This window comes from Bacillus sp. AFS018417 (genome assembly GCF_002560985.1).
Taxonomy (GTDB): domain Bacteria; phylum Bacillota; class Bacilli; order Bacillales; family Bacillaceae_G; genus Bacillus_A; species Bacillus_A rhizoplanae.
The window spans coordinates 116,211-127,859 of sequence record NZ_NTTM01000041.1 but is presented as its reverse complement, the minus strand read 5'-3'; the positions used below and the strand labels follow the sequence as shown (position 1 = coordinate 127,859).

Annotated in this window: 10 protein-coding genes and 4 tRNA genes; 13 read left to right on the top strand and 1 reads right to left on the bottom strand. The window is 36.6% G+C overall.

The genetic code is table 11. From position 1 onward, the window contains the following. Positions 1-68: 68 nt before the first annotated feature. From CN326_RS16845 to rlmH, 13 genes are all read left to right on the top strand, one after another. Entirely contained in the window at positions 69-1,358 is a 1,290-nt protein-coding gene (locus CN326_RS16845; protein ID WP_098310136.1) for an adenylosuccinate synthase, read from the top strand. Positions 1,359-1,521: 163 nt separating this feature from the next. Further along, positions 1,522-1,597, top strand: a tRNA-Lys gene (locus CN326_RS16840). A gap of 12 nt (positions 1,598-1,609) precedes the next feature. After that, positions 1,610-1,681 (top strand) — tRNA-Glu (locus CN326_RS16835). Between the two features lie 21 nt (positions 1,682-1,702). Further along, positions 1,703-1,778: transfer RNA gene (locus CN326_RS16830), tRNA-Asp, on the top strand. A gap of 43 nt (positions 1,779-1,821) precedes the next feature. Beyond that, positions 1,822-1,894 (top strand) — tRNA-Phe (locus CN326_RS16825). A 158-nt stretch (positions 1,895-2,052) separates the two neighbouring features. Beyond that, positions 2,053-2,760, top strand: coding sequence for a cell wall metabolism DNA-binding response regulator WalR (gene walR / locus CN326_RS16820; protein ID WP_098310135.1), 708 nt, complete (start codon positions 2,053-2,055; stop codon positions 2,758-2,760). 3 nt (positions 2,761-2,763) lie between these two features. After that, the gene (gene walK / locus CN326_RS16815) at positions 2,764-4,599 is read left to right on the top strand and encodes a cell wall metabolism sensor histidine kinase WalK (protein ID WP_098310134.1); all 1,836 of its coding nucleotides are present in this window, start codon (positions 2,764-2,766) and stop codon (positions 4,597-4,599) included. Further along, positions 4,596-5,936 (top strand): YycH family regulatory protein, encoded by a 1,341-nt coding sequence (locus CN326_RS16810; protein WP_098310133.1) that lies wholly within the window; start codon positions 4,596-4,598, stop codon positions 5,934-5,936. The genes walK and CN326_RS16810 overlap by 4 nt, the downstream gene beginning before the upstream one ends. Next, positions 5,923-6,741 (top strand): two-component system regulatory protein YycI, encoded by an 819-nt coding sequence (locus CN326_RS16805; RefSeq protein ID WP_098310132.1) that lies wholly within the window; start codon positions 5,923-5,925, stop codon positions 6,739-6,741. The genes CN326_RS16810 and CN326_RS16805 overlap by 14 nt, the downstream gene beginning before the upstream one ends. After that, complete coding sequence (locus CN326_RS16800; RefSeq protein WP_098310131.1) at positions 6,738-7,532, top strand: MBL fold metallo-hydrolase; 795 nt, start codon at positions 6,738-6,740, stop codon at positions 7,530-7,532. Before CN326_RS16805 ends, CN326_RS16800 begins: the two co-directional genes overlap by 4 nt. A 63-nt stretch (positions 7,533-7,595) precedes the next feature. Then, positions 7,596-8,795 (top strand): S1C family serine protease, encoded by a 1,200-nt coding sequence (locus CN326_RS16795; RefSeq protein ID WP_098310130.1) that lies wholly within the window; start codon positions 7,596-7,598, stop codon positions 8,793-8,795. A gap of 51 nt (positions 8,796-8,846) precedes the next feature. Then, entirely contained in the window at positions 8,847-9,032 is a 186-nt protein-coding gene (locus tag CN326_RS16790; RefSeq protein ID WP_098310129.1) for a CxxH/CxxC protein, read from the top strand. 59 nt (positions 9,033-9,091) lie between these two features. Then, the gene (gene rlmH, locus CN326_RS16785; protein WP_098310128.1) at positions 9,092-9,571 is read left to right on the top strand and encodes a 23S rRNA (pseudouridine(1915)-N(3))-methyltransferase RlmH; all 480 of its coding nucleotides are present in this window, start codon (positions 9,092-9,094) and stop codon (positions 9,569-9,571) included. A gap of 515 nt (positions 9,572-10,086) precedes the next feature. On the opposite strand, the gene CN326_RS16780 is transcribed toward rlmH, so the two are convergent. After that, positions 10,087-11,211 (bottom strand): oxygenase MpaB family protein, encoded by a 1,125-nt coding sequence (locus CN326_RS16780; protein WP_098310127.1) that lies wholly within the window; start codon positions 11,209-11,211, stop codon positions 10,087-10,089. Between the last annotated feature and the right edge of the window lie 438 nt (positions 11,212-11,649).

Here is an 11,649-nt window from a genome sequence, read left to right as displayed (position 1 = left end):
CTCTTTGCATTTTGGTACAATTATATTGTTTGAAAAGTTCGTTTGAAAATTGCGGAGGTGCTTGAATAATGTCTTCAGTAGTAGTTGTAGGAACACAATGGGGCGATGAAGGAAAAGGTAAAATTACTGATTTTCTTTCTGAACATGCGGAAGTAGTTGCAAGATATCAAGGTGGAAATAACGCAGGACATACAATCGTTTTCGGCGGTGTTAAGTATAAGTTGCACTTAATTCCATCTGGTATTTTTTATAAAGAAAAAATTTGTGTTATCGGAAACGGTATGGTAGTAGATCCGAAAGCATTACTTGAGGAATTAAAATATTTACATGATCGCGGTGTAAACACTGATAATTTACGTATCAGCAACCGTGCGCACGTTATTTTACCTTATCATTTAAAACAAGATGAGTTAGAAGAAGAGCGTAAAGGTGATAATAAAATTGGTACAACGAAAAAAGGTATCGGCCCTGCATACATGGATAAAGCAGCTCGTGTTGGTATTCGTATGGCAGACCTTTTAGATCGTGAAGCATTTAAAGAAAAACTTGAGCGCAACCTTGCGGAAAAAAATCGTTTATTTGAAAAAATGTACGATGCAGAAGGTTTCAATGCTGGCGAGATTTTTGAAGAATATTATGAGTATGGACAACGAATTGCACAATACGTATGCGATACATCTGTTGTCTTAAATGACGCATTAGACGAAGGTCGCCGCGTATTATTTGAAGGTGCACAAGGCGTTATGCTTGATATCGACCAAGGTACGTACCCATTCGTTACATCTTCTAACCCAGTAGCTGGTGGTGTAACAATTGGTTCTGGTGTTGGTCCTTCTAAAATTCATCGCGTTGTAGGTGTATGTAAAGCATATACAAGCCGTGTAGGTGATGGTCCATTCCCAACTGAATTACATGATGAAATCGGCAATCAAATTCGTGAAGTTGGTCGTGAATACGGTACAACAACAGGTCGCCCACGCCGCGTTGGTTGGTTCGATAGCGTTGTTGTAAGACATGCTCGTCGCGTTAGCGGTCTTACAGACTTATCTTTAAACTCTATCGACGTATTAACAGGTATTCCAACTTTAAAAATCTGTATTGCGTATAAATATAACGGAGAAATTCTTGATGAAGTTCCAGCAAACTTAAACATTTTAGCAAAATGTGAGCCAGTATATGAAGAGCTTCCAGGCTGGACAGAAGATATTACAGGTGTAAGAACATTAGCTGATCTTCCTGAAAATGCAAGACATTATGTAGAGCGTGTGTCTCAATTAACAGGTATTTCATTATCTATGTTCTCTGTTGGTCCAGACCGTAACCAAACAAACATTGTTCGTAACGTATACGGCCTATAATCTTGTCTTTTTTTTAAGAGTACGGTATATTGAAGAAAGGACTCATATTGAAATGAGTTCTTTTTTCATGTTTTTATAAAAATATGAAAAAAAGTATTGCAAAGATAAAACATCTTATGATATTATAAGTCTTGTCGTCACGAAACATGACATTGGTGAGTATGAGCCATTAGCTCAGTTGGTAGAGCATCTGACTTTTAATCAGAGGGTCGAAGGTTCGAGTCCTTCATGGCTCACCATTTTATTTTCGTGGCCCGTTGGTCAAGTGGTTAAGACACCGCCCTTTCACGGCGGTAACACGGGTTCGAATCCCGTACGGGTCACTTTTTTTTATATATTATTTTGGTCCCGTGGTGTAGTGGTTAACATGCCTGCCTGTCACGCAGGAGATCGCCGGTTCGACCCCGGTCGGGACCGCCACTTTTGTTTAATACCACAATTAGTGGTTTTATATATATGTTTTGGCTCGGTAGCTCAGTCGGTAGAGCAGAGGACTGAAAATCCTCGTGTCGGCGGTTCGATTCCGTCCCGAGCCACTCTCAGGATATTAGGTGGGCCCACTTAATATCCTTTTTATATTGTTCAATTTTACAAATGAGAGTAGTTCTTTTACAATAGAATGAGGGAGCCTCTAGCAGTTGAAGCTAGGGGCTTTTCTGTAAGGAAAGCATTAAACATGCAGGAGGAAACTAAAATGATGGGAAAGAAAATTTTAGTCGTTGATGATGAGAAGCCAATTGCAGATATTTTAAAGTTTAACTTAGAAAAAGAAGGTTTTGAAATTGTGATGGCGCACGATGGTGATGAAGCAATTGAAAAAGCAAATGAGGAACAACCGGATATGGTTTTATTAGATATTATGTTACCGGGAAAAGACGGTTTAGAAGTTTGCCGTGAAATACGAAAAAACCATGAAATGCCGATTATTATGCTAACAGCAAAGGACTCTGAAATTGACAAGGTGCTTGGGTTAGAACTTGGTGCAGATGATTATGTAACAAAGCCGTTTAGTACACGTGAGTTATTAGCACGCGTAAAAGCGAATTTACGTCGTCATCAGCAAGGAGGAGCAGCTGAAAAAGAAGAAAATACAGAGATGATTATCGGTCCAATTGTGATTAATCCAAACGCATATAGTGTAACAAAACGAGAAGAAAGTATTGAGTTAACACATCGTGAATTTGAATTACTTCATTATTTAGCAAAACATTTAGGACAAGTTATGACACGCGAACATTTATTACAAACGGTTTGGGGTTATGACTATTTTGGTGATGTGCGTACAGTAGATGTAACGGTTCGTCGTTTGCGTGAGAAAATTGAAGATAATCCAAGTCATCCGACTTTAATTGTAACAAGACGCGGTGTTGGATATTACTTACGTGATCCAGAGCAGGAGTAATATATGAAGAAAGTTGGTTTTTTTCAGTCTATTCATTTAAAGTTCGTATTAATTTACATGCTATTAATTTTAATGGCGATGCAAATTATTGGTGTATATTTCGTTCGTGAGTTAGAAAAGAACCTTGTGAAGAGCTTTAAGGAATCATTAACACAACAAACGAATTTACTCGCTTACAATTTAAAGCAGGAATTTACAAAAGAAAGAGAAAAAACAGATCCCACTCTTGAAGGAGCAATTCAAACGAGCATAGAAGATTTTTCTTCTGATCGAAAAGCTGATATTCAAGAAGTTAGGGTGATTGATGCAAATAGCCGTGTATTAGCGACATCACATCAGTATAATCAAGGGATTGTTGGAAAGAAAACAACTGATCTACTGGTAAAGCGAGCTTTAGTACAAGGAAAACCCGTTGAAAAAATGGAAATAGATCGCAACACAGGGAATCGTGTGGAAGTTGTTGCCACTCCAATTCAAGGAGACAATAAGAAAACACTTGGTGTAATTTATATTGTTGCTTCTATGGAAGATGTTTATAAACAAATGAAGCTTATTAATCAAATTTTTGCAACGGGAACGGTTATTGCACTGTTGGTAACAGCTGTGCTAGGTACTTTGTTGGCACAAACCATTACAAGGCCAATTTCAGATATGAGAAGGCAAGCCATTGAAATGGCAAAGGGGAATTATTCTCGTAAAGTAAAAGTACATGGCAATGATGAAATTGGTCAACTAGCATTAGCATTTAATAACTTATCGAAGAAGTTGCAGCAAGCTCGTTCTTCTACGGAAAGTGAGAGACGAAAGCTTTCATCTGTGTTATCTCATATGACAGATGGGGTAATTGCAACGGATCGAAAAGGAGATATTATCTTATTAAATGATCCGGCAGAAAAAATGCTAAATGTTTCACGTGAAACAGCATTAGACCAGTCTGTTTTAGAAATATTAGGCATTCAAGAAGAATACACATTAGATAATTTATATGAAGAACCAGACTCTGTTATATTAGATTTTAGTACAAGGGATGAGCCATATATTTTGCGAGCTAGCTTTTCTGTTATTCAAAAAGAAACTGGAAAGGTGAATGGTTTAATTGCAGTATTATATGATGTAACGGAACAAGAACGAATTGATAGGGAACGCCGCGAATTCGTAGCAAACGTTTCACATGAACTTCGTACACCATTAACAACGATGCGCAGTTATTTAGAGGCATTGGGTGAAGGAGCGTGGCAAGATGAGAATATTGCACCGCAATTCTTACAGGTAACACAAGAAGAAACGGAACGAATGATTCGCCTTGTAAATGCACTATTGCAGCTTTCGAAATTGGATAGTACAGAATATCGTTTAATGAAAGAATGGGTAGACTTTACACAATTCTTTAGTAATATCATTGACCGTTTTGAAATGTCAAAAGAACAAAATGTATCTTTTAATCGTTCATTTTCTAAGAAATCACGTTTTATTGAAATCGATGAAGATAAAATTACACAAGTTCTCTATAATATCATTTCAAATGCGTTAAAGTATTCTCCAGAGGGTGGAACAGTGACATATCGTTTACGAGAAAGAGAAGATATGTTAGAAATAAGCATTAGCGACCAAGGAGTGGGCATTCCAAAAGAGAACGTAGATAAAATCTTTGAACGTTTCTACCGTGTTGATAAAGCGCGTTCGCGTAAACTAGGCGGAACGGGATTAGGTCTCGCGATTGCCAAGGAAATGATTCAAGCTCATGGCGGCTCAGTTTGGGCAAAAAGTGAAGAAGGAAAAGGGACAACCATCTATTTCACGCTTCCAATGGAAAAGGAAGAAGAGGATGACTGGGAATGAAAATTAAGAATTTAAAGTCAGTCTTGCTTATTAATTTGGTTGTTATTAGTTTATTTCTTACTTTTAATTTATGGACTTATGTGCCGGATTCTAGTAAATCACAAAATGCAAAGTATTTACAAGATAATACAGAGATGATGCAGAAGGGTCCTGAAAATGTCGTTTTGCCTTCTTTAGTTCTTTATCATAAAGAGAATACACACCTTGGAAGCGAAAATATAGATACTATTGATCCTTTGTATAAATTACTTGAGAGAGGAGAATTGTATGATTTTAGAGATATATCAAATGATATCCCAAAACATCAATTCCTCTCCTTCGTTCGTGGTAAAAATAAGATTGAAATGATTTTTCCTACACATATACCTTTGGATTCTATGAGAAGTGTTTTTACAATTAAAGAAAAAATCCCAGAATCATATAGCTTCAATCGTATAATGATTGATTTACAAGGAAGCCGGGATGGTAACATTCCTGTATATTTCATTTCGTATGAAAATCGCAAAGTATATCAAATGGTATTAAAGGGAATTACGCTCAAAGAACTTGATGCAGCACGTGACCAATTTATAGCTAATGCGAGGGAATACTCTCAATATACATTAAGTGATACAAGAGAGATCTTTTTACCAGATACGAAAACAGATATGCAAAGTATGGGATATTTAATAAGTGATATACCTGAGGATATATTTATAAATGCATTATTTACAGATCCTCGTTATGTAAAAAAAGTGTCTGATGATCAGGAAAACACATATACAGATGGAATTCGTCTTATGCAAGTACTAAAGAAAAAACAAATGCTGCAGTACACAAATTCAGCTGCATCAGATCAATCACACATATATGGAAACGCTCTTGTTCAACGCAGTTTTGATTTTCTTAATAGTCATGGTGGCTTAACAGATTCTTATCGTTTTGATTATATGAACTCTAAAACAGGACAAACAACGTATCGTTTATATGTTGATAGCTTACCTGTATTTAATGAAAGTGGTATGGCGACGATAGAACAAGCATGGGGGACAGAGGAATTAATTTCGTATAAGCGTCCATTATTTAAGTTATCGACATTAAAGTATGGTGATGATCAAACAATTTCTCTTCCAGATGGTAAGACAATGATACAATCTTTAGAGAAGAATAAAAAAGTGGATATGAAATTAATTCAGGATATTCGGTTAGGATATAAACTTACACCAGAGCTGGGGGCCGATGGGAAAAAGATTGCTGCAGTAAATTTAAAACCTATTTGGTACGTTGTGTATGGTGAAGATAATAACATTCTAGAATGGAGTGAGGAGAAAGGGGGAGAGCTCATTGGATTGGAATAGGATTAAAACAATTTTTATTGTTGCCTTTTTCATTTTAGATCTCTTTCTTCTCTTTCAGTTCATTCAAAAGCAAGATAGTAATCAACTTGATTATATGACGGAAACGAATATTGAGGAACAATTGAAAGCAGATAAAATTACAGCTGATAATTTGCCGAAAGAACCGACGAAAGATACGTATATTATGGCGAAAAATAAGGTTTTTTCTGATGAAGATATACGTTCTTTAAAAAATCAAACGGCGTCTCTACAAGATTCGAATACAATTTCAAGTAAGCTTAAAGAACCATTTGGGAGTTCGAAAGCAACAATAGGTGATAATTATAGTGAATTTCTACGTTCTTATGTAATTGATGGGCAAAAATATAGTCCTGCTGGGAAAGTAGAAGGATCGAGAGTATATTTTTTTCAAAAATATAAGGATAAGCCCATTTATTATAATCAACACGGTATGATTGTTGCGGAGTTAAATGAAAAGAAAGAAATTATATCGTATACACAAACGATGTTATATGATTTTAAAGAGATGGGAGAGCAAAATAAGGAATTGGATATTATTTCTGCTCGGAATGCATTAGAAACGTTGTATACGAAAAATGAATTAAAGCAAGGGAGTCATGTAAAAGGAGCAAAACTAGGATATGCAACAGTGGTAGCTTCTTCTTCTTCAAATGTGCAAGTTCTTGTTCCAACGTGGAATTTGTATACAGATAAAATGGATTACTTTGTGAATGCAATAGAGGGACAAATTATTCAATTGGGCAAGGACAACAAGGAAAACGAGCAATGGAGTGAGGGTAAATGAGTTTGCATTTTAGTGTACTTGCAAGTGGCAGTACAGGAAATGCGCTGTATGTAGGGACAGAGCGCCAAAAATTATTAGTAGATGCAGGGCTAAGTGGAAAAGCAACAGAAGCTTTGTTTCAGCAAGCTGAACTAGACATAAATAGCATATCCGGTATTCTTGTTACACACGAACATAGCGACCATATTAAAGGACTAGGCGTGTTAGCACGTAAGTATGATTTGCCCGTTTATGCAAATGAGAAAACATGGAACGCGATGGAACATTTAATCGGTAATATTCCAACAGAGCAAAAATTTATTTTCTCAATTGGAGAGATTAAAACATTTGGAGATATTGAAGTGGAATCATTTGGTGTTTCACATGACGCTGCTGAACCAATGTTTTATGCGTTTCATCATAATGGAAGAAAGTTAGTGCTTATTACAGATACGGGATATGTTAGCGACCGAATGAAAGGAATTATTAAGGGAGCTAATGCTTTTGTATTTGAAAGTAATCATGACGTTGAAATGCTGCGAATGGGACGTTACCCGTGGAGCATTAAACGAAGAATTTTGAGTGATGTAGGACATGTTTCTAATGAAGACGCAGCTCTTGCGATGACCGATGTGATTACAGATGAAACGAAGCATATTTATTTGGCTCACCTTAGTTTAGATAATAATATGAAAGAACTTGCTCGTATGTCTGTTGAACAAGTACTTGAAGAAAAAGGACTTGCTGTAGGAGAAGCATTCCAGCTGCACGATACGGATCCCAAAATGCCAACTAAAATTCAATACGTATAATTCTTCATTTTGGTAAACAATAAAGGAGAATATAAATGCTTTCGGAAGGCTAGGTGAGCATAAATGTCCTTTATTGATGAAGAAGATTTACAGATGAAACGAAAAAGAAAGCAAAAGCATAAACATATTTTCGTTTCTGTTGTAGCGGGAACCGTCATTGGTGCTACATTATTTGCTTTTGCTATTCCAACGTTTTCAAAATTAGGTTGGACTGCAATAAGAGAAACAGAAGCAAGTGAAGAGAAACAGTATATAGCGCAGTCTACTCCTCAAGTTACGAATACAGGAGATCATTCTGGCTTTGTTCAAGCTGTTGACCGTGCTTCAGAAGCGGTTGTTGGTGTTATTAATATTCAGCGTGATAATTTTTCAGAAGCAGATTCAGAAGCAGGAACAGGATCTGGTGTAATTTACAAGAAGGAAAAAGGAAACGCATATATTGTAACAAATAATCATGTTGTAGCAGGAGCAAATCGTATTGAAGTAAGTTTGAGTGATGGAAAAAAAGTTCCTGGAAAGATTTTAGGAACTGATGTTGTAACAGATTTAGCTGTCTTACAAATTGATGAAAAATATGCGAAGAAGGTTATCGAACTTGGTGATTCTACAAAAGTAAAACGTGGTGAAGCTGCGCTTGCAATTGGGAACCCTCTTGGTTTAGAATTTTCAGGTTCTGTAACACAAGGGATTATTTCAGCAAATGAACGCATTGTACCGGTTGATTTAGATCAAGATGGACATTATGATTGGCAAGTAGAAGTATTGCAAACGGATGCAGCTATTAATCCTGGTAATAGTGGCGGGGCTCTTGTAAATGAAGCAGGGCAGCTTGTTGGAATCAACTCCATGAAAATTGCTGCAAAAGAGGTAGAGGGAATTGGACTTGCAATTCCTATCGCAAGAGCTGTTCCAGTTATGAATGAGATTGAAAAGTATGGGAAAGTAAGAAGACCTTACGTTGGAGTTGAATTAAGGTCTTTAAATGAAATTCCAAATTATTATTGGAGTCAAACATTACATCTTCCAGCTAATGTAACAGAAGGTGTATGTGTTTTAGATGTGAAAAGCCCATCTCCTGGTGCAGATGCAGGTTTACGCGAATATGATGTAATTGTAGCAGTGGATGGAAAACCAGTTCAAGATATTATTGCATTCCGAAAGATCTTATATAATAAGAAAATTGATGATAAAATGACAATGACATTTTATCGTGGTGCAAAAAAAGATACAACAACTGTAAAATTAGGCAGTCAGCAGTATTAAAACAGGAGGCAGCCCCTCCTGTTTTCTGTTGTGGATAAGTGAGGTGAAATTATGAAATTACCTTGTTGTTTAGAACATGTGGAACTAGCGTTAGATATTATTGTGGATGAATGTGAAGTGCCGCCGTTTATCCACACTGTGGATAATAAAGATAATGAGCAAAAAACGTGTGAATTTTGTCAAAATAAGGCGACATATGTTGTATCGAACACAGATTCCCACACAATATGTGGATGATGAATGTGGATATGTGGATAACTTTTGTGGATAACGTGTTTGTAAGGTGGGGAATATATGTGAATATCTTAATTATCTCAATCGGAAAATTAAAAGAAAAATATTTAAAACAAGGCATTGAAGAGTATTTAAAACGATTATCCGCCTATGCAAAAGTGGAGGTTGTTGAGTTACCAGATGAAAAAGCACCGGAAAATTTAAGTGAAGCAGAAATGTTAATTGTAAAAGAAAAAGAGGGCATACGTATATTGGATAAAATTTCAGATGATACGCATGTCATTGCGCTAGCTATTGAAGGTAAACAAAAATCATCAGAAGAATTTGCTGAAGGGCTAGATCGCCTTGCTACATATGGGAAGAGTAAAGTGGCATTTGTTATTGGAGGATCGCTTGGGTTAAGTCAAGAAGTGATGAAGCGCTCCAATGAGTCATTGTCTTTTTCAAAAATGACGCTGCCCCATCAGTTGATGCGATTGGTACTGTTAGAGCAGGTGTATAGAGCGTTTCGAATTAATCGTAATGAACCGTACCATAAGTAACTGAGGTTATTTCTTAAAGGCTCTTTTCGTAAACTTTGTTGCTATGAGCTATAAAAGTAAAAATCGGTACTTGGATTTTTACGATTTTAGCCTCTTATTTTCTATAAGTATGAAATCTACTTATTAGGGAAAAGAGCACGAAACCAATATTTAATAAGGGAATAAATGTATATTTGAAAAACAACAACCTGCGAAAACCGCCTTCTTAAAAGAAGGCCGAAGATTAATAAATTAACCAAAATTATGACTAGCTCTTACAATTGGGAGTTGGTCTTTTTTGTGCCATGTAAATGTTAAATAATGTCGTACATCATTTCCCTTTATGATTAGGCGGTGTTGTTCTAATTTTATACATATGGGAAGGGGATTATGGAATATTACACATAATCCCTATAGTAAATCAGGAGTCAAATTATTCAAGTAATTGGCATCTCCAACAGCGGTACGACTACCAATGGACACAGCCTGCCACATATCATCCGCCAAGTATAAGGATACGCATGGTTTATTCATTTTTACCCCCCTTTTTTTGCATCTCCATCTATTCCCCATACCTTTCGTAGTTCTGTTGGTATGAGAAACGGGGTATATTCATAATCGGTCATGGAAAGTGACTGACGCCTGAGCAATGCCAGCCCGAGCTGATTAGTCATACTTCCAAAAACACCTGAATAATCAGAATCAAGAAAACCCATTAGTTCTTTGAGTTTCATTAACTTTTGCCAATTGGAGCGGGGCACTTCCATCCAATCGGCAATTTCGTCCCCTACAATTTCTCGAATTAGAGCAGGAATAATGTTATCAAACATCTGGCCCGGAATTAGATCTGCATGATATTCAAGAAGAGCTTGAGTCATTTGAATTCCTTCGGGGGACGGACCATGATGCCTTCTTCCAATAGTTTCTTTTAATATTATTGATTGTTCCATGGTCTCTGGGATAATGTCCTCCCGAATTCCTAACATGGATCCTACGATTTTCCAAAAATACAGATAATCTTCGGCCTGTTTTTCTGTTATATTCATACCTAAACGACGAAGGCCATCAATGATAACACTAGAGAAGGTTAATAGAGTACCCAACAGATCCTCCTGACAAATGGGGATACCATTTTCTTTTTCGTCCCATCTACCGGTTTGTTGGACCAAGTGGCGAATAGCCGAATGCATTAAACGGACTTTTTGGATCGCTTTGATTCCTTGTCCTTCGGATTCAAGACCACCTGGTGCCATGACATGAAGGATGAATTGTCCTGTTTCAGCTATCCTGCGGTAGGCATTTTGACCTAAACGATAACTGAATGTAAGGACCTTAACACCTTTACGTGCTGCATAACAATACACAAGTGAGCCTGTTGCTAATAGTAAAGTGATAGCAATACCATGTTCCCGAAATAAGTCAGTTGCGTTCCTCATTCGGGCCCAGTCAACCCCTTCTGGACAATAAGCTGTATCTCTCAGCCAACTTTCGATGTTATCAGGGAGCTCTTCTGGATAAGACTGGTCATTGTTAATTAATTGTTTCAACAAAGAGTTTACTGCACCAACCTGACCATTTTTGAACAATTCTTTAATAATTCCATCCGGAATAGGGTCACCTTCCATCCGTAAACTCTCCATAAACTCGTCGGTATATAACATCTATTTCCCCCCTTAACTGTTTATTGTTTATATTCTAGTCAACCCGAAGAAGGACAAGAATATATTCAACGTTATATATATTCTATTTATACAAGTAATATGAAAATCTATAAATAATTAATAACATTGAAGGCAGTATGAATAAATATAGGCAATAATAGACTCTCGAAAATAATAGGCGGTGAATTGATATTAGGAAAACAGTCAAGCAAATCTAATTTTTAATGGAGATAATATGGTGAAGGACATAAAAAAGAGTGTTCAATGGAGATTTGACATCGAAAAAAATTAAATGAGAGGTTAAAAATGTTTGACGGGAAAAGAAAAAAGCAATGCTTCATTTGATTATTTTATTATTGGTGTACTGGTAAGCGGCTAGATTGGCGTATTAGTTGAATCTATTCTTACAGAACAGCTAGAAGGAAATTCTTTAAGGGT

What these genes read in the sequence shown, in the direction of transcription:
- CN326_RS16845 (WP_098310136.1), top strand. Translation starts at nt 69, where the DNA reads ATGTCTTCAGTAGTAGTTGTAGGAACACAATGGGGCGATGAAGGAAAA.
- CN326_RS16795 (WP_098310130.1), top strand. Translation starts at nt 7,596, where the DNA reads ATGTCCTTTATTGATGAAGAAGATTTACAGATGAAACGAAAAAGAAAG.
- CN326_RS16790 (WP_098310129.1), top strand. Translation starts at nt 8,847, where the DNA reads ATGAAATTACCTTGTTGTTTAGAACATGTGGAACTAGCGTTAGATATT.
- walK (WP_098310134.1), top strand. Translation starts at nt 2,764, where the DNA reads ATGAAGAAAGTTGGTTTTTTTCAGTCTATTCATTTAAAGTTCGTATTA.
- walR (WP_098310135.1), top strand. Translation starts at nt 2,053, where the DNA reads ATGATGGGAAAGAAAATTTTAGTCGTTGATGATGAGAAGCCAATTGCA.
- CN326_RS16800 (WP_098310131.1), top strand. Translation starts at nt 6,738, where the DNA reads ATGAGTTTGCATTTTAGTGTACTTGCAAGTGGCAGTACAGGAAATGCG.
- CN326_RS16810 (WP_098310133.1), top strand. Translation starts at nt 4,596, where the DNA reads ATGAAAATTAAGAATTTAAAGTCAGTCTTGCTTATTAATTTGGTTGTT.
- CN326_RS16780 (WP_098310127.1), bottom strand. Translation starts at nt 11,211, where the DNA reads ATGTTATATACCGACGAGTTTATGGAGAGTTTACGGATGGAAGGTGAC.